The organism is Mycobacterium sp. SVM_VP21, assembly GCA_024758765.1.
In the GTDB taxonomy this organism is placed as follows: Bacteria; Actinomycetota; Actinomycetes; order Mycobacteriales; family Mycobacteriaceae; genus Mycobacterium; species Mycobacterium heraklionense_C.
Genome location: CP101406.1, coordinates 628,952 through 648,722, shown reverse-complemented (window position 1 = coordinate 648,722; position 19,771 = coordinate 628,952). Strand labels below are relative to the sequence as shown.

At 66.8% G+C, this 19,771-nt stretch carries 17 protein-coding genes; 14 read left to right on the top strand and 3 right to left on the bottom strand.

Annotated features, from left to right (window positions below):
* Positions 1-52: 52 nt before the first annotated feature.
* Together NM962_03280 and pntB are read left to right on the top strand one after the other, a co-directional pair.
* The gene (locus NM962_03280) at positions 53-1,576 is read left to right on the top strand and encodes a Re/Si-specific NAD(P)(+) transhydrogenase subunit alpha (GenBank protein UVO13187.1); all 1,524 of its coding nucleotides are present in this window, start codon (positions 53-55) and stop codon (positions 1,574-1,576) included.
* Between the two features lie 35 nt (positions 1,577-1,611).
* Complete coding sequence (gene pntB, locus NM962_03275) at positions 1,612-3,033, top strand: Re/Si-specific NAD(P)(+) transhydrogenase subunit beta (protein ID UVO13186.1); 1,422 nt, start codon at positions 1,612-1,614, stop codon at positions 3,031-3,033.
* 139 nt (positions 3,034-3,172) lie between these two features.
* On the opposite strand, the gene NM962_03270 is transcribed toward pntB, so the two are convergent.
* Positions 3,173-4,168, bottom strand: a complete 996-nt coding sequence (locus tag NM962_03270) for a LysR family transcriptional regulator (protein UVO13185.1) — start codon at positions 4,166-4,168, stop codon at positions 3,173-3,175.
* 254 nt (positions 4,169-4,422) lie between these two features.
* Here NM962_03270 and NM962_03265 point away from each other — a divergent pair, with 254 nt between their 5' ends.
* From NM962_03265 to NM962_03230, 8 genes are all read left to right on the top strand, one after another.
* The gene (locus NM962_03265) at positions 4,423-5,823 is read left to right on the top strand and encodes an FAD-dependent oxidoreductase (protein ID UVO13184.1); all 1,401 of its coding nucleotides are present in this window, start codon (positions 4,423-4,425) and stop codon (positions 5,821-5,823) included.
* Complete coding sequence (locus NM962_03260) at positions 5,823-6,146, top strand: ferredoxin family protein (GenBank protein ID UVO13183.1); 324 nt, start codon at positions 5,823-5,825, stop codon at positions 6,144-6,146. The genes NM962_03265 and NM962_03260 overlap by 1 nt, the downstream gene beginning before the upstream one ends.
* A 575-nt stretch (positions 6,147-6,721) precedes the next feature.
* Positions 6,722-9,568, top strand: coding sequence for an ATP-binding protein (locus NM962_03255; protein ID UVO14531.1), 2,847 nt, complete (start codon positions 6,722-6,724; stop codon positions 9,566-9,568).
* Positions 9,568-10,011, top strand: coding sequence for a roadblock/LC7 domain-containing protein (locus NM962_03250; GenBank protein ID UVO13182.1), 444 nt, complete (start codon positions 9,568-9,570; stop codon positions 10,009-10,011). Before NM962_03255 ends, NM962_03250 begins: the two co-directional genes overlap by 1 nt.
* Positions 10,012-10,034: 23 nt before the next feature.
* Positions 10,035-10,436, top strand: coding sequence for a DUF742 domain-containing protein (locus NM962_03245; protein ID UVO14530.1), 402 nt, complete (start codon positions 10,035-10,037; stop codon positions 10,434-10,436).
* Entirely contained in the window at positions 10,414-11,019 is a 606-nt protein-coding gene (locus NM962_03240) for an ATP/GTP-binding protein (protein UVO13181.1), read from the top strand. Before NM962_03245 ends, NM962_03240 begins: the two co-directional genes overlap by 23 nt.
* The gene (locus NM962_03235) at positions 11,016-11,588 is read left to right on the top strand and encodes a pentapeptide repeat-containing protein (GenBank protein UVO13180.1); all 573 of its coding nucleotides are present in this window, start codon (positions 11,016-11,018) and stop codon (positions 11,586-11,588) included. The genes NM962_03240 and NM962_03235 overlap by 4 nt, the downstream gene beginning before the upstream one ends.
* Before the next feature lie 126 nt (positions 11,589-11,714).
* Positions 11,715-12,587, top strand: a complete 873-nt coding sequence (locus NM962_03230) for a hypothetical protein (GenBank protein ID UVO13179.1) — start codon at positions 11,715-11,717, stop codon at positions 12,585-12,587.
* Positions 12,588-12,609: 22 nt separating this feature from the next.
* Here NM962_03230 and NM962_03225 read toward each other — a convergent pair whose 3' ends face one another.
* Entirely contained in the window at positions 12,610-15,276 is a 2,667-nt protein-coding gene (locus NM962_03225) for an ATP-binding cassette domain-containing protein (protein UVO13178.1), read from the bottom strand.
* Between the two features lie 10 nt (positions 15,277-15,286).
* Complete coding sequence (locus NM962_03220) at positions 15,287-16,471, bottom strand: NADH:flavin oxidoreductase (protein UVO13177.1); 1,185 nt, start codon at positions 16,469-16,471, stop codon at positions 15,287-15,289.
* 62 nt (positions 16,472-16,533) lie between these two features.
* Between NM962_03220 and NM962_03215 the strand changes: the two genes are divergently transcribed.
* The 4 genes from NM962_03215 (at position 16,534) to NM962_03200 (ending at position 19,761) form a co-directional block, all read left to right on the top strand.
* Positions 16,534-17,382, top strand: coding sequence for a bifunctional methylenetetrahydrofolate dehydrogenase/methenyltetrahydrofolate cyclohydrolase (locus NM962_03215; GenBank protein UVO13176.1), 849 nt, complete (start codon positions 16,534-16,536; stop codon positions 17,380-17,382).
* Positions 17,379-17,669 (top strand): DUF3017 domain-containing protein, encoded by a 291-nt coding sequence (locus tag NM962_03210; protein UVO13175.1) that lies wholly within the window; start codon positions 17,379-17,381, stop codon positions 17,667-17,669. The genes NM962_03215 and NM962_03210 overlap by 4 nt, the downstream gene beginning before the upstream one ends.
* Positions 17,670-17,982: 313 nt before the next feature.
* Positions 17,983-18,873 (top strand): cyclopropane mycolic acid synthase family methyltransferase, encoded by an 891-nt coding sequence (locus NM962_03205; GenBank protein UVO13174.1) that lies wholly within the window; start codon positions 17,983-17,985, stop codon positions 18,871-18,873.
* Between the two features lie 27 nt (positions 18,874-18,900).
* Positions 18,901-19,761, top strand: coding sequence for a cyclopropane mycolic acid synthase family methyltransferase (locus tag NM962_03200; GenBank protein UVO13173.1), 861 nt, complete (start codon positions 18,901-18,903; stop codon positions 19,759-19,761).
* The last annotated feature ends 10 nt before the right edge of the window (positions 19,762-19,771 follow it).

Sequence of the window (19,771 nt, the reverse complement as noted above, 5' to 3'; positions counted from 1 at the left end):
CTGGCGAGATAGATGTGCTGCCAATCAGATTCGGGATTAACGGAGAAGCAGATTGATTATAGGTGTCCTTTCCGAGGCGTTGCCTGGTGAGACGCGTGTGTCGGCGACGCCGACGACGGTCGCGGCGTTGATGAAGCTCGGTTACGACGTGGTGGTGGATGCTGGTGCTGGGGAAGCATCGTCCTTCTCCGATGCGGCGTTCGTCGAGGCCGGCGCCACTATCGGCGATGCGCGCGCCGCCGACATTGTCTTCGGTGTTAACGCCCCGTCGGCCGAGCAGCTGGATGGGATGAAGCCGGGCGCAACGCTGATCAGCCTGCTGGCGCCCGCCCTGAACCCGGAACGGGTGGAGGATCTGGCTTGCCGGCCCATCACAGCACTGTCGATGGACGCCGTCCCCCGGATCTCGCGTGCCCAGTCGCTGGACGTACTGAGCTCGATGGCCAACATCGCCGGCTACCGCGCCGTGGTCGAGGCCGCCCATACCTTCGGGCGGTTCTTCACCGGCCAGGTGACCGCCGCAGGCAAGGTGCCGCCGGCCAAGGTACTGGTGGTAGGTGCCGGCGTCGCGGGTCTGGCCGCGATCGGTGCGGCCGGGAGCTTGGGTGCGATCGTGCGGGCCACCGACCCGCGCCCGGAGGTCGCCGACCAGGTCCGCTCGCTCGGCGGGGAGTACCTGTCCATCGAAGACCCCGAAGCTGAGGTGTCGGCCACCGGCTATGCCAAGGAGATGGGCGACGACTACAAGGCTCGCGAGGCGCAGCTGTACAGCGATCAGTGCGCCGACGTCGACATTATTATCACCACGGCGTTGATTCCGGGTCGGCCTGCGCCGCGGATCATCACCGCGGAGATGGTGGCGTCGATGAAGCCGGGCAGCGTGATCGTGGATATGGCTGCGGCTAACGGCGGCAACGTCGAGGGCACCGTGAAGGATCAGGCGGTGGTCACCGGCAACGGGGTGACGATCGTCGGTTACACCGATCTGGCCGGCCGGCTGCCCGCGCAGGCGTCGCAGCTCTACGGCACCAACCTGGTCAACCTGATGAAGCTGCTGACCCCGGGCAAGGACGGTCAGCTGGTGCTGGATTTCGACGATGTGGTGCAGCGGTCGATGACCGTGGTGCGCGACGGTGAGTCGACGTGGCCCCCGCCGCCGGTGCAGGTCTCGGCCGCCCCGGCGAAGGTCGCCGAAGCGCCGGTGGTCGCGCAGGCGAATAAGGAACCGATGTCGGCCGGGCGCCGGCTGGGTGTGGTGGTCTCGGCTGCGGCCGTGCTGTTCGCGCTGGTTGCGCTGGCGCCGGCGGCGCTGCAGGTGCACCTGACCGTCTTCGCATTGGCGATCGTGATCGGTTACTACGTGATCGGCCATGTGCACCACGCGCTGCACACGCCGCTGATGTCGGTGACCAATGCGATCTCGGGAATCATCGTGGTGGGCGCGCTGCTGCAGATCGGCCACGGCGACCCGGCCATCACGAGTTTGGCCGCCGCGGCGATCCTGCTGGCCAGCATCAACATCTTCGGTGGTTTTGCGGTGACCCGCCGCATGCTCGCCATGTTCTCCCGCAGCTAGGCGCTGCGCACCCCGACTTGGAGTAGACCCCGCTTATGTTTTCAGTTGAGACCGCCGCCTCGGCGGCATACATCGTCGCGGCCTTGCTGTTCATCCTGGCCCTGGCCGGGCTGAGCCGCCACGAGACGTCCAAGGCCGGCAACAGCTTCGGCATCCTCGGGATGGCGGTGGCGCTGGCCGCGACGATCACCCTGGCGGTGCATCACGACATCAATCCGGTCGGCTTGGCGTTGCTGATCGGAGCCACCGTGGTGGGTGCGGCGATCGGGTTGTGGCGCGCCAAGGTGGTCGAGATGACTGGCATGCCCGAGCTGATCGCCCTGCTGCACTCCTTCGTCGGCCTGGCTGCCGTGCTGGTCGGCTGGAACGGCTACCTGCACGTAGAAAACAGCCCGTGCAGCGCCGACGCTCGCGAACTGGCCGCCCAGGGGCTGTTCGGCATCCACTCGGCCGAGGTGTTCATCGGCGTGTTCATCGGTGCGGTCACCTTCACCGGCTCCATCGTGGCCAACCTCAAACTGTCGGCGCGGATGAAGTCCAACCCGCTGATGCTGCCCGGCAAGAACTTCCTCAACATCGGCGCCCTGGTTGCGTTCGTCGCACTGACGGTGTGGTTCGTCAACGAGCCCAAGCTGTGGTCGCTGATCGTGGTGACCGTGCTGGCGCTGGCGCTGGGCTGGCACCTGGTGGCTTCCATCGGTGGTGGGGACATGCCGGTGGTCGTCTCGATGCTCAACAGCTACTCCGGCTGGGCGGCGGCCGCCTCAGGCTTCCTGCTCTCCAACGACCTGCTGATCATCACCGGCGCGCTGGTCGGCTCCTCGGGTGCCTACCTGTCCTACATCATGTGCAAGGCGATGAACCGCTCGTTCATCTCGGTGATCGCCGGCGGCTTCGGGATCGAAGCCGGCCCCGCCGAGGACAAGGACTACGGCGAGCACCGCGAGATCACCGCCGAAGGCGTCGCCGAACTGCTCTCGGGCGCGGATTCGGTGATCATTACCCCGGGCTACGGCATGGCCGTCGCCCAAGCCCAGTACGGGGTCGCTGAGCTGACCCGCAAGCTGCGCGACCGCGGCGTCAACGTGCGCTTCGGCATCCACCCGGTCGCCGGCCGACTGCCCGGGCATATGAATGTGCTGCTGGCCGAGGCCAAGGTGCCCTACGACATCGTGCTGGAGATGGACGAGATCAACGACGACTTCGCCGACACCTCCGTGGTCCTGGTGATCGGGGCCAACGACACCGTCAACCCGGCCGCCGCCGAAGACCCGTCCAGCCCCATCGCGGGGATGCCGGTGCTGACCGTGTGGGACGCCGACAACGTGATCGTCTTCAAGCGCTCCATGGCTTCCGGCTACGCCGGCGTGCAGAACCCACTGTTCTTCCGGCACAACTCCGCCATGCTGTTCGGCGACGCCAAAGACCGCGTCGAAGACATCCTGCACGCGCTGTAAGCCTCCCAACGGGGCCGCCTGTGGCTACTCCCGCGATCTGTGGTGGCGCAGGGCGTGATCGGGTTGGCGAGACCCGGGGCCACGGCGGTCACGCCATTCCAGCCCCGGTCTTGGGGCCGCCGACGCCCTTCCCGGCGGATCACCGGGTCGACGAACCTCGATAGGATCTGGGTCCGGCGGGGCCGGATCGGGCCATCGTTCGACTATGGGTGCTGATGTGACTCAGCAGATCGCGTACCGCACCGGCGGGTGGTGTTCGCCCGCCGATCCAGATGGCGCGTAGTTGGCGCCGCAGGTCCAACTCCGGGACTGCGACGGCATGCAACCGGCCGGCCGCCAGATCGTCGGCCACCGCCAGCCGGCTCATCACCGCTGGGCCCGCTCCGGCAAGAACAGCAGCACGCATGGCCGCTGCCGAGGACAACTCCAGGGCGGGGGCTGCCTGCTCCATGTCGCGGCCCAGGGTTCGGCGCAGGGCCACGGTAAGCGACTCGCGTATACCGGAGTGCGGCTCGCGCGTCACCAACGGTGTCTGAGCCACTTCGGCAGCACTGACACCCTGCGGCCGTCGAGTCCATTTGTGCCGCGCCGGAACCACCACCACCAGTTCGTCCCTGCCTACCACGCAGCTTCCCAATCCCGTTGGCAAACTCGGGCTTTCGATAAACCCCAAGTCCGCATCGCCGTCACGCACCGCGATGACCGCGTGTTCGCTGTTGGTGGCGGTCAACGTTACCTGCATGGCGGGCCGGTCCTGCTGGTCGGCGGCGGTCTGCAATGACACCAGCCAGTTGGGCATGAGTTGTTCGGCGATGGTCTGGCTGGCCACGATTCGTATGCGCTGACGGGCCTCGGCACGAAGTGATCGGAGCCCGGTATCGACCTCATTGGCGAGGTCCAACAGGCGTGCCGCCCACTCGGCGACAAGGTCGCCGGCTGGAGTCAGCTGGGAGCCGCGTGTCGTGCGTACGGCCAGTCGTGCGCCGATCTGGGCTTCCATGGAGGCGAGGCGCGTCGAGACGGCTTGCTGGGTTATTCCGAGTTGGCGCGCCGCGCCGCCTTGGCTGCCCGTCTGGGCCAGTGCCAGAAAGATTTCGAACGCGCTGAGCTCAGGCATGCGGGAACTGAGCGGCATGCCCGATGAAAGCACAAGATCGTTGACGGCGCAGTCGATACGGCACCGTATGCAGGACACCCCGACCACTTTCGAAGTAATCTCGCGAACTTCGCGCTGCCGTCACCCCGCGAAGACCGGCCACAACGGAAGTTTGTGACTTCACAAGGCGTCGACCGCTACCGGGAGCGTTCGGCACGGGGAATCATCGCAGGTATGACACATTTGACGTCCCCGAAGACACCGGCTTCGTGCCGGTTCAGAGGTAATTGATCATGCGTCACTACCGCGTTGCCATCGTGGGCTCCGGGCCGTCGGCATTCTTCGCGGCGTCGGCGTTGCTCAATGCTGCCGACGCGTCGGACGAGTTCGACGTGCGCGTGGATGTACTGGAGATGTTACCGACCCCATGGGGCCTGGTACGTTCCGGTGTGGCGCCCGACCATCCCAAGATCAAGTCGGTGACCGCACAATTCGAGAAGACCGCCGAGGACCAGCGATTCCGACTGTTCGGTAACGTCATGGTGGGACGCGACATTGAGGCCGACGAGCTGGCGGAGCACTATGATGCGGTAATTTACGCCGTTGGAGCGCAAGCCGATAGGCCGTTGAACATCCCCGGTGAAGACTTGTTGGGCAGCGTGTCTGCGGTCGACTTCGTCGGCTGGTACAACGCGCATCCGTCGTGTGCGATGTTGTCTCCCAAGTTGTCGCGGGGGAGGGCGATAGTGGTCGGCAACGGCAATGTCGCACTCGACGCCGCCCGGATGATGGTGACGGATCCCGAGGCGCTTGCCGCGACCGACATCGCAGATCATGCACTGCAGGCGTTGCGCCCGTGTGGAATCGACGAGGTCGTGATCATCGGTCGGCGGGGGCCGTTACAGAGCGCATTCACCAACCTGGAGCTGCGTGAACTGGGCGAGCTTGAGGGCGTCGACGTCGTGGTCGATCCCGCGCAACTCGACGGCATCACCGACGAGGATATCGCTGCGGCGAGCAAGTCGGTCCGGCAGAATTTGAAGCTGTTGCGTGACTACGCAAGTCGTACACCGCGCCCCGGCCACCGCCGGATCGTCTTCAAGTTTTTCACGTCGCCGATCGAGATCACCGGATCCGGCAAAGTGGAGAACATCGTTTTGGGGACTAACGAGTTGGTCATGGACGCCAGCGGCCGGCTCACCGCCAAGGACACCGGTGCCAGAGAGACCCTGCCCGCACAGTTCGTGGTGCGTGCGGTGGGTTACCGTGGCACCCCGATCGCGGGCCTGCCGTACGACGAGCGAAGCGGGACAATCCCCAACACTGCCGGGCGGGTAGCCGGCAGCCGTAATGAATTCGTCGCCGGATGGATCAAGCGCGGCCCCAGCGGGGTGATCGGTACGAACAAGAAGGACTCCCAGGAAACCGTGGATTCTCTGCTGGCCGACCTGGCGACGGTCGCTCCCGTCGACTCAGGTGGCGATCCCGCGGATTGGCTGGCCGAACGCCAGCCCGGGCTCGTCAGGGCCGAGCACTGGCTTGCCATCGACCGGCACGAGCGGGCTGCCGGCGAGCGGGAGGGGCGGCCGCGCGTTAAGTTGCCGACCGTACCGGATCTACTACGTGTCGGATTCGCCGTGACTCCACTCCCGGAGGCGCATCCCGGGACAATCGAGACTCGAGGAGAACTCTGATGGCTTACGTGATTGCTCAGCCCTGCGTCGACGTCAAAGACAAGGCGTGCACCGAAGAATGCCCCGTCGACTGCATTTACGAGGGAGCTCGGATGCTCTACATCCAGCCCGACGAGTGCGTCGACTGTGGCGCGTGTGAGCCGGTCTGCCCGGTCGAGGCCATCTATTACGAGGATGACGTGCCCGAAGAGTGGAGCGTCTTCACGCAGAACAACGCGGATTTCTTCGCCGAACTCGGCTCTCCCGGCGGTGCCGCCAAGATCGGCATGACCGAGAACGACCCCGCTGCGGTGAAGAACCTCGAAAGCAAAGTCGAGCAGTAACGCCGAGGCTCACCCAGGGCGGGCTCCCGCCCTGCCTCACGACCCCGCGGTGTCGCTGACCGACGTGATGATCACGACGGCGGCCACTCTCCCGGCGCCGGGTCGAGGCTGGCGAGAGTGTCGACCGTGAGCTGTCCGCACCGCGCACGCAGGCGACGAATTCACTGGTCCCGACTTTTATGAATTACTCGATACAGATGGCGTCTTGGCTACGCATCGTAGTTTGCCCACGAAGCACCGTCTGCTATTGACATTGCGGCAATCAACGACCACGCCGGGGGGTGTCGTGCCCGCCTTCTGAGGGCACGATCCGGTCTCGGGAGCTGTGCCTTTTCGATAAAGGCTCTGGTCATGCCGCGTGGCGACTGTCATACTCGTCGAATTGCCGATCTAGGTGGACCGTCTGATTCAAGACCGGTCCCATACCCTGATTCAAGACCGGCACCACACCGCAACCCGCGGTGCGGGTACCAGGTTCTGGAAAGTCCGATGAATGAGGCGCAAACGGTGAATTTCAGCCGAGCGGTCGGTGAGCCGGCCGCTGACTGGTGACGCTCTTCGACCACCCGGACGGGGTGGACCCGGCCGTAGAAGACCCAGTCGACCGGGACGAGGAGCCGGACGCCGCGGCGGTCAAACGTCCGTCGCGGTGGTCGGTGCGCAACTGGCCGGTTCGGTGGAAAGTGCTGGCGATCGCACTGCTGCCGCTGGCGCTGGCCGGGCTGTTCGGCGGGCTGCGTGTCTCCAATGCGCTCACCGAGGCCAACCGGCTTCGGCTGGTCGCCGACCGCGCCGAGATGATTCCGGCGATCACCAATTACATGTCGGCGTTGGGCGACGCGCTGGTGGCCGCCTCCTCTGACGGCGATGCCGAAGGTGCCCGGAAGAACTTCGAGAACCGCAAGTACGAGCTGCAGTCTCGGCTGTCGCACACCGATGTGGCGACCGATGTGCGGTCCGGAGTGGAGTCGCTGATCGAACGCGGCCAGGGGTTGCTGAGTTCGGTCTCGACCACCGGGGTCGGCCTGCGCGACGAGGTGACCGGCTATGCGCCGATCCTGCTGACCGCCGAGGACGCCATCAACGGGTCGGTGCGGGTGGACAGCGAGCGGATCCGGGCGCAGACCGAGGGCTTGAGCCGTGCCGTCGGCGCGCGGGGCCAGATGATGATGCAGGAACTGCTGGTGAATCGGGGTGGCGAGCTTCCCGATCCGGAGCTGCGCAGCTCGATGATGACCTTGGCCGGTACCGAGCCGTCGACGCTGTTCGGGATGAGCGAGGTGCTCGGGGTGGACTCCCCGGACGCCAAATCGCTGCAACAGCAGCTGGTGACCCGGATGTCGATCATGTCCGACCCGGAGCAGGTGCTGCCCAATAACCCGGTGCTGCGCGACTCCATCCGTACCACCGACCAGATCGCCGCCCAGCTCATCAGCGAGAACACCGGGGCAGTCACCGCGGCGGTGGAAGACCGTGCCGCGGACCGGCGCGCTGCCGCCCTCCGCGACATCGTGCTGGTGCTGGCCGCGATCACCGCCACCTTGTTGGCGGTGTGGCTGGTGGCACGCTCGTTGGTGCGGCCACTGCGGACCCTGCGCGACAGCGCCTTGCAGGTCGCCCACGTCGACCTCGAACAGGAGATCACCCGGTTGCGTGCCGGTGTACCCGGTTCAGACCGCGACCCCGACCCGCTGCCGGTGTACACCACCGAGGAGGTCGGGCAGGTCGCCCACGCCGTCGACGAGCTGCACGCCCAGGCGCTGCTGCTCGCCGGTGATGAGGCACGGCTTCGGCGCCTGGTCAACGAGATGTTCGAGACGATGTCGCGGCGCAACCGGTCCCTGGTCGATCAGCAGTTGGCGCTCATCGACCGGCTGGAGCGCAATGAGGACGACCCGGATCGACTCGAGAGCCTGTTCCGGCTGGACCACCTGGCCGCCCGGATGCGGCGCAACGGCGCGAACCTGCTGGTGCTGGCCGGTGCGCGGGTGCCGCATGAGCGGGGCCGGCCGGTTCCGCTGGCGACCCTGATCAGCGCGGCCGCCTCGGAGGTGGAGGGCTACGACCGGGTGCAGACCGTCCTGGTGCCCGACACCACCGTGATCGGCGCCGCCGGCGCGGACTGCATACACCTGCTCGCGGAACTGATCGACAATGCCCTGCGCTATTCGGCGCCGACGGAGCCGGTGCGGGTGGTCGCCGGTTTCGAGAACGACGGCGGGGTAGTGGTCGAGGTCGTCGACGCCGGCTTGGGGATGACCGACGCCGACCTGCGGATGGCCAACATGCGCCTGGCGGCCGGCGGCGAGTTCAGTCCGGAGAACGCCCGGCACATGGGTCTGTTCGTGATCTCTCGACTGGCCGCTCGCCACGAAATCGAGGTCCGGCTGTTCCCGGCCTCGCAAGGATCTCGTGGCATCACCGCCGAGGTGTATCTGCCGCCGCACCTGCTGACCGTCAGGTCGTTCGAGGAGTCGCCGGCACTCGCGCCGCCCGCCCAGGCCGACTTCGCTCCCGCCGAGCAGGCGCAGCCCGCACCGCAGCGGGATGAAGCCGAACCATACGAATATGAGCCCGAGCCCTACCAGTCGTATGCGCCCTACGAGGACGCCGAGCCTGCCGAACCCGGTCCCGTCGTCTCGCTGCTGCCGCGACGCACCCCGGGGTCCAGCGGCATCACCGGCGTGCCCTCTGAACAACCGTCGCAGCCGCCGACGGCCCCCGAGCGGGTACGCCGCGAGTTGCCGCAACCGTGGTGGGAAGCCGAGCAGCCGGGCGTTCGGCAGCCGGAAGCACCGACCCCGGACCCGCAGCGGGCCGCTGAACCGGTGGCCGAGAAGTTTGCTCCCATTGATACCTCGGGCTATTTCGCGGCGCGTGCCCGAGTCGCCACGGCAGCTCCCGAGCCCGAGCCCGAGTCCGAAACCGACTCGATCTACCAGCGGATGCTCTCGGAGTCGGTGGGCAACGACCCCAACGAGCCCAGCCTGCGCGCCGATCTGGACTGGCAGTCGGTCTGGGACCGCGGTTGGTCGGTAGCCGCGGAAGCGGAAAACGTGCCGGTGCTCGCTCACACCGAGCACGGCCTGCCGGTCCGCGAGCCCGGCGCCCGGCTGGTGCCCGGCTCAGCCGCGGCAGAGGCGCCGGCAGACGAAGACCCCCATGCCGCGGCGCACGGTTCGGCTGACTCAGAACAGCCGGTAACATCCAACGGCGTACCGCCCCAGCCCGCCCCCGAGCCACTGGAACGGGATCCCGCGGCGATCCGCACTTCGATCAGCAGTCACTTCGGCGGAGTGCACGCCGCACGATCGCACGCCCGAGAAATCGGCCTAGAAGGCGGCTTGGCAAAGGGCCCAGAAAAGGGCCCAGAAAAGGGCCCAGAAAATAGCCTCGACACCGACCAGGGACAGAACCAGTAATGACTTTCCCAACCGATCCCACCGCGCAGCGCCGTACCGCCGAAAGCTCGTTGGACTGGCTGGTCTCCAATTTCGCACGCGAGGTGCCCGGGGTGTCGCATGCGGTGCTGGTGTCGGTCGACGGTCTGACGGTGGCGGCCAGCGAGCACCTGCCCACCGAGCGGGCCGACCAGCTGGCCGCGGTGGCGTCCGGATTGGCCAGCCTGGCGACCGGGGCGTCGCAGTTGTTCGAAGGTGGCCGGGTCCTGCAGTCGGTGGTGGAGATGGAGCACGGCTACCTGCTGCTGATGCGAGTCGGAGACGGCTCGCACCTGGCGACGTTGGCGAGCACGTCCTGCGATATCGGCCAGATCGGGTACGAGATGGCGGTTCTGGTGGAACGAGTCGGAGCGGTGGTCTCATCGGCGCGCCGGTCGGCGCCGTCGCGGGGCGGCCACTCGTGAGGTGCCGGTGAATGGCGATGGACATGCCCGAGCGTTGGTCGCGCCCGCAGCCGCCCGAGGTCACAGAGAACCTGGAGGCTGAGGCAAATCTGGTCCGCCCGTACACGCTGACCGCCGGTCGAACGCACACCGACGTGCCGTTGCCGCTGGAGGCCCCGGTGCAGGCCCTGCGGGTAGCCCAGCCCAACCAATGGCCGGTCAGCGATCCGCGCGGGCGGATCGTCGAACTGTGTCAGGGCGCGCCGTCGGTCGCCGAGATTTCTGCCCGGCTGAACCTGCCGCTGGGTGTCGCGCGGGTGCTGGTGGGTGATCTGGTCACGTCGGGATACCTTCGAGTGCGTGCCACACTGACCGAGACATCGACCCGGGACGAACGCCGAGACCTGATAGGAAGGACCCTTCGTGGCCTACGAGCGCTCGGATAGGCCCTCCGACAGGTCCGTAGCTCCTCCGCGAGACTCGGCCTCGACGAAGATCGTCATTGCCGGCGGATTCGGGGTCGGCAAGACCACCTTCGTCGGGACGGTCTCAGAGATCATGCCGTTGCGCACCGAAGCGCTGGTCACCGATGCCTCGGCCGGTGTCGACGTGCTAGAGGCCACCCCCGACAAGCGGACCACCACGGTGGCGATGGACTTCGGCCGCATCACGCTGGCCGACGACTTGGTGCTCTACCTATTCGGTACGCCGGGCCAGCGGCGGTTCTGGTTCATGTGGGACGACCTGGTGCGCGGTGCGATCGGTGCGATCGTCCTGGTCGACTGCCGCCGACTGCAGGACAGCTTCGCCGCGGTGGACTTCTTCGAGCACCGCAATCTGCCTTTCCTGATCGCGGTCAACGAGTTCGACGGTGCACCGCGTTATCCGGTCGCCGCGGTGCGCAAGGCCCTGGCTCTGGCCGAACACATTCCGGTGATCGCCGTCGACGCCCGCGACCCCCGGTCGGCCCGCGACGCGCTCATCGCGATCAGCGAATACGCGCTGTCCACGCTGGCGCCGCAGGCTTGAGCGACACACAAGAGTGGACCGGGCGCGAGTTCACCGGTCACGACTTTCGCGATGCGGACCTGTCGCGGCTGCGCACCGAGCGGGTGGTGTTCGACGAGTGCGACTTCACCGGTGCCGACCTCGGCGAGTCGGTGCACCGCGGATCGGCCTTCCGCAACTGTCGCTTCGAGCGGGCCTCGCTGTGGCATTCCGAGTTCGTCCAGTGCAGCATGCTCGGCTCCCAATTCGTGCAGTGCCGGATGCGGCCGCTGGTGTTCGAGGAGGTGGACTTCACCCTGGCCGGGCTCGGTGGCAGTGACCTGCGGGCGGTGGACCTGAGCGGTTGCCGGCTGCGAGAGGCCAACCTGGTGGAGGCAGACCTGCGCAAAGCGGTGCTGCGGGGCGCCGACCTGAGCGGCGCCCGGACTATCGGCACCCGGCTGGACGAGGCGGACCTGCGTGGCGCGCGGGTCGACCCCACGCTGTGGACCACCGCGTCGCTGACCGGCGCGCGGATCGACATCGCCCAGGCGCTGACCTACGCGGCCGCCCACGGGCTGCGCCTGGACAGTGAATCCGACGAGCGCTGACGCCAGCACGACACACAGTCTCGCCGCTGCCGACCTCACCGCACACTCAACGACGTCGCCGCACACTCGATCACCTGTGGATAGCTGAATGGCGCTGGTTGCCCGACACGGCGAGGCTCATCGATCGTGGAGGGACAACCGTTCATTGGCAGTGAGGCACTGGCGGCCGGACGGCTGAACCGGCACGGGCTGCGGACCCACTATCGGGCCGCGCACCCGAACGTGTACGTACCCGCGCAGGCGTCGTTGCGGCTCGGTGAGCGCACCATCGCGGCGTGGCTGTGGTCAGGGCGGCACGGCATCGTCGCCGGTGCGGCGGCCGCGGCGCTGCACGGAACCAGATGGGTTGACGACGACGTGCCGGTCGAGCTGGTGCATGCGAACCCGCGTTCGCCGGACGGCGTGATCAGCCGGCGCGAGACCCTGCTTGACGACGAGGTACAGACGTTGACCGGCCAGGACAGCGGCATGCTCGTCACCACCCCCGAGCGCACCGCCTTCGACATCGGCCGCCACGAAAGGCCACGGCCAGCGGTCGCGCGGCTCGATGCGTTGGCCCGGGCGACTCGTCTTGATGTCGCCGCCGTCGCGGCGCTGGCCCTGCGTCATCCCCGCATGCGTGGGCTGCGGCAGTTGGACTGGGCGTTGGGTCTGGTCGACCGGGGTGCGGAGTCTCCCCGGGAGACCTACCTGCGGCTACTGTTGACCGACGCCGGGTTGCCCCCGGAGCGGACTCAGATCCCGGTTCCGACCGCCGATGTCACTTATTACCTGGATATGGGGTGGCCGGACGTCATGGTGGCCGCTGAGTACGACGGCGAACATCATCAGGTCGACAGCCTGCAGTGGCGCAAGGACATCATCCGGCTTGAGACGCTGGCCCGGATGGGCTGGATCGTCATCCGGGTGGTAGCCGGCGACCATGCTCCCGAGATCGTGTGGCGGGTGTGTCAGGCACTGCAGTCCCGCGACTATCGGCCAGCGTTCATTGTGCGTTGACGGCGTTGAGTGTGCGGCACGGCTAGCGCTTGAGCCGGATCTTCCACCACACCAGCACGGTGTAGAACAGCGACAGCAGCGCCAGCATCCCCATGTCGAGCAGATAGATGCCCTTGGTGTGGTCCCACAGGTGGTCTTTGGGGATCTGCGGCACGTTGACCAGCTTGTTGAAGTCGATCGCCGACGCGCCCGCGGCATATCCCCACCGGCCCGGCGTCACCCAGGCGGCCTCCGCCAGCCCGGCGCGCCCGGTCACCGGGATCATGCCGCCGGCCAGCACCAGCTGCGACATGATCGAGACCACCAGCATCGGCATGATCTGCTCGTTGGATTGCGCGAACGCCGACAGTGCCAACCCCAGCACCGCGGAGGCCACACAGGTCCCGGCCACGGCGAGGAACAGGTCGAAATTCGCGCTGCCGAACATCACGGCGCCCTGAGTCGGCCCGCCCTTGCCCAGAATCACGATGATGGTGGCGATTGCTCCCTGCGCGGTGGCGAACGCGCAGAACACCGTGATCTTGGCCAGCAGGTAGGCCACGGTGGACAGACCCACGGCCTGTTCTCGTTTGAAGATCGGGCGTTCGCCGATGAGATCTCGAATCGTCAGCGCAGTTCCCATGAAGACCGCGCCGATGATGAGCAGCACCATGATGTACTGCGGCTCGGTCGGGGCATCGGGCCCCGGCATCCCGAGCCCCCCGTTGCCCTTCACGGTCAGCGACAGCGCGCCCACAATAAAGGGGAGTATCGCCAAAAAGACCGAATAGCCCCGGTCGGAGACGATGAGCCGGACTTGGCGACGCGCGATGGTCGACAGCTGTTTGCGCAGGCTTTCCGCCGGCGGACTGCCCAAGTCGGCGGGCGGGGTCGACGGGACGGCAGCAGCCGCGCCCTGCGGGCCGCCGCCGCCGCGTTCGAGGAAGCGGCGGTTGGCTTCGTCCGGGTCGGCGCCGACGTTGGCGAAGATGTCGGCGTAGTTGTCGGCCCCCATGGCCGGGAATACCTCTTTGGGCGGTCCGCAGAACGCGGTCTTGCCGCCAGGAGCTACCAACAGGATCTGGTCGCACACGTCGAGGTAGGACACCGAGTGGGTGACCACCAGTACCACCCGGCCGGCGTCGGCCAGTCCGCGCAGCATCAGCATCACCTGGCGGTCCAGCGCCGGGTCCAGGCCCGAGGTTGGCTCGTCGAGGATCAACAGCGACGGCCCGGTCAGCAGCTCCAAGGCCACTGAGGCGCGCTTGCGCTGGCCACCGGAGAGCTTGTCCACCCGAGTGTCGGCGTGCTTGGTCAACTCGAGTTCCTCGAGGACCTGCGCGACGGCCTTGTCCCGGTCGGCTTTGCTGCTGTCCGGCGGCAGCCGCAGTTCGGCGGCGTATCCCAGGGCCTGGTTGACGGTCAGTTGCCGGTGTACCACGTCGTCCTGGGGCACCATCCCGATCCGGCTGCGCAACGAGGCGTACTCGGTGTGGATGTTGTGGCCCTCGAAGGTGACCGAGCCGGCGGTGGGCCGGGTGTAGCCGGCGATCAGCCGCGACAGCGTCGTCTTGCCGGCGCCCGAGCCGCCGATGATCGCGGTCAGGGTGCCCGGCCGGGCGGTCAGCGAGATGTTGTTGAGCAGCCGCTTGCCGCCCTCGACGTCGAAGCAGACATCGCGAACTTCCAGCCCTCCGGTGCGGGTGGCGGCTTCGGTGCGGCGCAGCAGGGTGCCGCCGGTGAATTCCAGGTCGACGTTGCCGATCGTGACCAGGTCGCCTTCGGACAGGATCGCCGAACCGATCCGGACGCCGTTGACGAAGGTGCCGTTGATGCTTCGGCTGTCGCGGATCTCGGTGCCCAGCGGCGTGGGGATCAGCATGGCGTGGTGGCGGGAAGCCAGCACGTCGGAGATCACCACGTCGTTGTCGGTGGCACGGCCGATGGTGAGAGCCCCGACCGGTGCGTCCGGCGCGGAGCTGGAGGCCGGCCGCAGGATGTCGATCATGCGGGTGGCGATGTTGCCGACTTCGGGCGGCGTCGCCGACACCGGTGCCATCCGGGTGGCGGGCTGGTGCGGGGGGAATACCTCAGCGGGAGCCACCGGGGGTGCGGGAGGTTGATAGCCGGGGCGCAGCGCCGCGTCGGGGGCGGGCCCGGGCTGATACGCCGGCGGCCGGAGCGGGGCAGACGGTGGATGGGGCGCCGGGCCGGATTGCGGCCGGTAGGGCTGCTGCACGCCGGGGTGCCCGGCCGACCGCGGATCCGCATACGCCGCGGGTTCGGGTGGAGACGGCCAGCCCGACGGCTGTGGCGGCCGGCTCGGACGTGCGATTCCTGGCTGGCCGGGCTGCGGCAACTGGATCGAGACGGTCTGGGGCGGCCGGCCGGCCTGACCCTGGTGTCGGCCCACCTCAAAGGCGACCCGCGGTCCGTCCGGGTTGCCGAGGTTGACGGCCTGTCCGTCGCGAATGTCGACGACGGGCACCCGCTGGCCGTTGACGTAGATGCCGTTCAGGGAGCCGTTGTCGATCCCCAACCACCGGCCCTGCTCGAAGCGCAGCAGCAGATGAGCCCGCGAGACCAGGGGATGCGGGATGCGGACGTCGGCCCGCAGGTCGCGTCCGATGACCACGTCGTGGCCTGCGGAGAACGTGCCTTGCGACCCGTCATGACGGACGGTCAGCACCGGCGGGGCTGGGTGACTCATCGAGTCAACTCTAGCGAGTTGCGTCCGGTGCGCCCGTAACGACGCAGTGCGTGCGTCGGTAGATCGTCGGCATGCACTGGTTACAGTGCGTGCACTCCGACAGCGTCGTCGAGTCCTCAGCGATCCGGTTGACCAGGTCCGGTTCGGCCAGCAACGCCCGGGCCATTGCGACGAACTCGAATCCCTCGGCCATCGCCTGATCCATCGTCGCGCGGTTGGTGACGCCGCCCAAAAGGATCAGCGGCATCGACAACTCGGCGCGGAACAGTCGGGCGTTGTCCAGCAGGTAGGCGTCGGTGTAGGGGTATTCGCGCAGGAATCTGTTGCCGGTCATCCGCATGCCCCAGCTCAACGGCGGGGGGAAGACGCTCGCGAATTCTTTCACCGGGGCGTGCCCGCGGAACAGGTACATCGGGTTGACCAGCGAGCTGCCGGCCGTGAGCTCCAGCGCGTCCAGGCCGCCGTCGTCCTGCAGCCACTTGGCGGTGGTCAGCGACTCGTCCAGGTTGATACCGCCGCGAACTCCGTCGGCCATGTTCAGTTTGGCCGTCACCGCGATCTGTCCGCCGACCGCGCGATGCACGGCCGCCACGATGCCGCGGGCCACCTTCGCGCGGTTGGCCAGCGATCCCCCGAACTCGTCGGTGCGACGGTTGATCAGCGGGCTCAGAAAGGAACTCGCCAGGTAGTTGTGGCCGAGATGGATCTCGACGGCATCGAACCCGGCGTCCACGGCGTAGCGGGCGGCGTCGGCGTGCTGGGCGATGACTTGGTCGATGTCGTCGCGGGTGGCCTTCTTGGCGAAACGCATGCCGATCGGGTTGAAGAACCGCACCGGGGCCAGGGCGCGGGCCTTGTTAGAGCGCGCGTCGGCGACCGGGCCGGCATGGCCGATCTGAGCGCTGACCAAGGCTCCCTCGGCGTGCACCGCATCAGTGAGCCGGCGCAGCCCGGCGACTGCCTCCGGGCGCATCCACAGCCCGTCGTTGGAAGTGCGCCCGCCCTGGGAGACCGCGCAGTAGGCCACGGTGGTCATGCCCACCCCGCCGGCGGCCGGCAACCGGTGATACTCGATGAGATCGTCGGAGGCCAGTGCGTCAGGCGTGCGGTTCTCGAACGTCGCGGCCTTGATGATCCGGTTGCGCAACGTGATCGGGCCGAGTTTGGCAGGGCTGAAGACGTCGGGAACTCCCATAGCGGGAGCCTAATGACGGATCGTCATCGTTGGAACTGCGGGTGGCATGCCAGACTGTCCGCGTGGGTGCGATTACGTTGGACGGCAAGGCCACGCGCGACGAGATCTTCGTCGACCTTCAGGCACGGGTGGCAGCGTTGTCCGCCGCTGGCCGCACGCCTGGTCTGGGCACCATTCTGGTCGGAGACGACCCCGGGTCGCATGCCTACGTGCGTGGCAAGCATGCCGACTGCGCCAAGGTCGGCATCACCTCGATCCGCCGCGACCTGCCCGCGGACTGCAGTCCGGCGCAGCTCAACGACACCATCGACGAGCTGAACGCCAACGATGACTGCACCGGCTACATCGTGCAACTGCCGCTGCCCAAACATCTGGACGAGAACGCCGCCCTCGAGCGTGTCGACCCGGCCAAGGACGCCGACGGGCTACATCCGACCAACCTGGGTCGGCTGGTGCTGGGCACCCCGGCGGCGCTGCCCTGCACCCCGCGCGGCATCGTGCACCTGCTGCGCCGCTATGAGGTGCCGATTGCGGGCGCCCATGTCGTGGTGATCGGACGTGGTGTGACGGTCGGGCGCCCGCTGGGACTGCTGTTGACCCGCCGGTCGGAGAACGCCACCGTCACGCTGTGCCACACCGGGACCCGCGATCTGGCTGAGCTGACCCGCCAGGGGAACATCATCGTCGCCGCGGTCGGCGTGCCGCACATGCTCACCGCCGACATGGTGCGTCCGGGTGCGGCCATCGTCGACGTCGGGGTATCGCGTACCGACGCCGGACTGGTCGGCGACGTGCATCCCGACGTGTGGGAGGTGGCCGGCCACGTGTCGCCCAACCCCGGCGGGGTGGGTCCGCTGACTCGGGCGTTCCTGTTGACCAACGTTGTGGAAAGAGTCGAGAGCACGCTGTGACCCTCGCCGATGTCCGCCGGGTGATCGCCGCGCAGTGGCCGATCCTGCTGGTCGGGCTGATCTTCACGGCGGCATTCGTGCTGGCCGGGGCGAACTTCTGGCGGCGCGGCGCGCTGCTGATCGGGATCGGAACCGGGGTGGCGGCCGCGCTGCGCCTGGTGCTGACCGAGGACCGGGCCGGGCTGCTGGTGCTGCGCGAGCGGGGGCTGGACTTCGCGACGATGACGACCGCAGCGACGGTGATGCTCTATGTGGCCGCGACGATCGACCCGCTGGGGACCAGCTAGTCATTTTTGACCGGCCCGACAATATTTCGGCCGTGCGACCGCGCGGATTCGCCCGTCTCCCAATCGGATCGGCTGCCGTGTTTGATGGCTCTGTTCTGGGGGAACACGTTGTCCGGTCGGCCGGTGCGGGCCGGCTGTGTCGGGGAGGGGCTGTGCCCGCAATGAATTCATCGCACAAACAGTCCCTTTGACGACAGCTGGTCGTGTAAAGCGCAGCTCGGGAATCGTTCGATCACCCGGGAACACGGCGTGAGTTGCCGCGTCGTCGAGATGACGGACGCCTTTGAAGTCGCTTTGTGCAGCGGAGGAACAGATGAGCGACGTCGAGCTGATTCCGGATGTCGACCACATCCGGTCGCACTACGACCGGTCCAACGAATTCTTCCGGCTGTGGCTGGATCCGACCATGACTTACAGCTGCGCCTACTTCGAGCGCGACGATATGACGCTCGAACAGGCTCAGATGGCCAAGGTGGACTTGGCGTTGGGCAAGTTGGGACTGCAGCCCGGGATGACGCTGCTCGACGTCGGGTCCGGTTGGGGCTCCACCATGCGGCGAGCCGTCGAGAGGTACGACGTCAACGTCATCGGGCTGACGCTGAGTGAAAACCAAGTGGTTCATTGCGAACAGAAATTCGCCGAGATGGCCAGCCCGCGCTCCAAGCAGGTGCGACTTCAGGGCTGGGAGGAATTCGACGAACCGGTGGACCGCATCGTGTCGCTCGGCGCCTTTGAGCACTTCGCCGATGGCGTCGGGACCTATGAGCGCTACGACGACTTCTTCACCATGTGCCACCGCGTGCTGCCCGACGACGGCGTGATGCTGCTGCATTCGATCGTGGTGCCCACCGCCGAAGAGGGCGAACGGCGGGGGCTGAAAAAGACGATGTCGCTGCTGCGCTTCATCCATTTCATCCTGACCGAGATCTATCCCGGGGGCCGGTTGCCGCAGATCTCCATCGTCGACGAGCACGCGACCCGCTGCGGTTTCTCGATCACTCGTCACCAGTTGATCGGGTCGAACTATGTACGCACGCTGGACACCTGGGCCAAGGCACTTGAAGCGCACAAAGACCAGGCGGTCGAGCTCAAGGGCGAGCAGACCTACGAAACGTTCTTGAAGTACCTGACGGGTTGCCGGGAGCTGTTCCGTGACGGTTACACCGACGTCTGCCAGTTCACGATGGAAAAGGCAATGGCGTAAGCGACTTTCGAGGACATGGTGACACAGATGACTGATCTCAAGCCGTACTACGAAGAGTCTCAAGCGGCATATGACATCTCCGATGATTTCTTCGCGCTGTTCCTCGATCCGACGATGGCGTACACCTGTGCGTACTTCGAGCGCGACGACATGACGCTGGAAGAGGCGCAGAACGCCAAGTATGACTTGGCATTGCGCAAGCTCAACCTCGAGCCGGGAATGACGGTGTTGGACGTTGGTTGCGGGTGGGGAGCGGGACTGGTCCGGGCGGTGACGGAGTTCGACGTCAACGTCATCGGAATCACGCTCAGTCGCAACCACTGCGCGCGCAGCGCGGCCACTCTGGCGAGGATCGGTACCGAGCGCCGTGCGGAGGCGCGCCTGCAGGGGTGGGAAGAATTCGACGAGAAGGTTGATCGGATCTTCACCATCGAAGCGTTCGACGCGTTCAAGAAGGCTCGCTACGCCGCGTTCTTCGAACGCGCCTACGACATTCTGCCCGACGACGGTCGAATGTTGTTCCACAGCATATTCACCTACCCGCAGACCTATTGGCGTGAGCATGGCATCAAGGTGACGATGAGCGATCTGCGCTTCGTCCGATTCCTCGGCAAGGAGATCTTTCCCGGTGGGGAGATGGCGGGTCGCGACGACATCTACCAGTACTCGCAAGGCGCCGGATTCCATATCCAGGACGCCTTTTTGATGCCGGAGCACTACATCCGGACCCTGGACATGTGGGCGGATAATCTGCGCCACAACCGTGAACGCGCCGTCGCCGTCCAGTCCGAGGAAGTGTACGAGCGCTACCTGCGCTATCTGACCGGCTGCGCAGACCTCTTCGAACGAGGGATCAGCAATGTCGGGCAGTTCATCCTGACTAAGTAGTGGCCCGGAA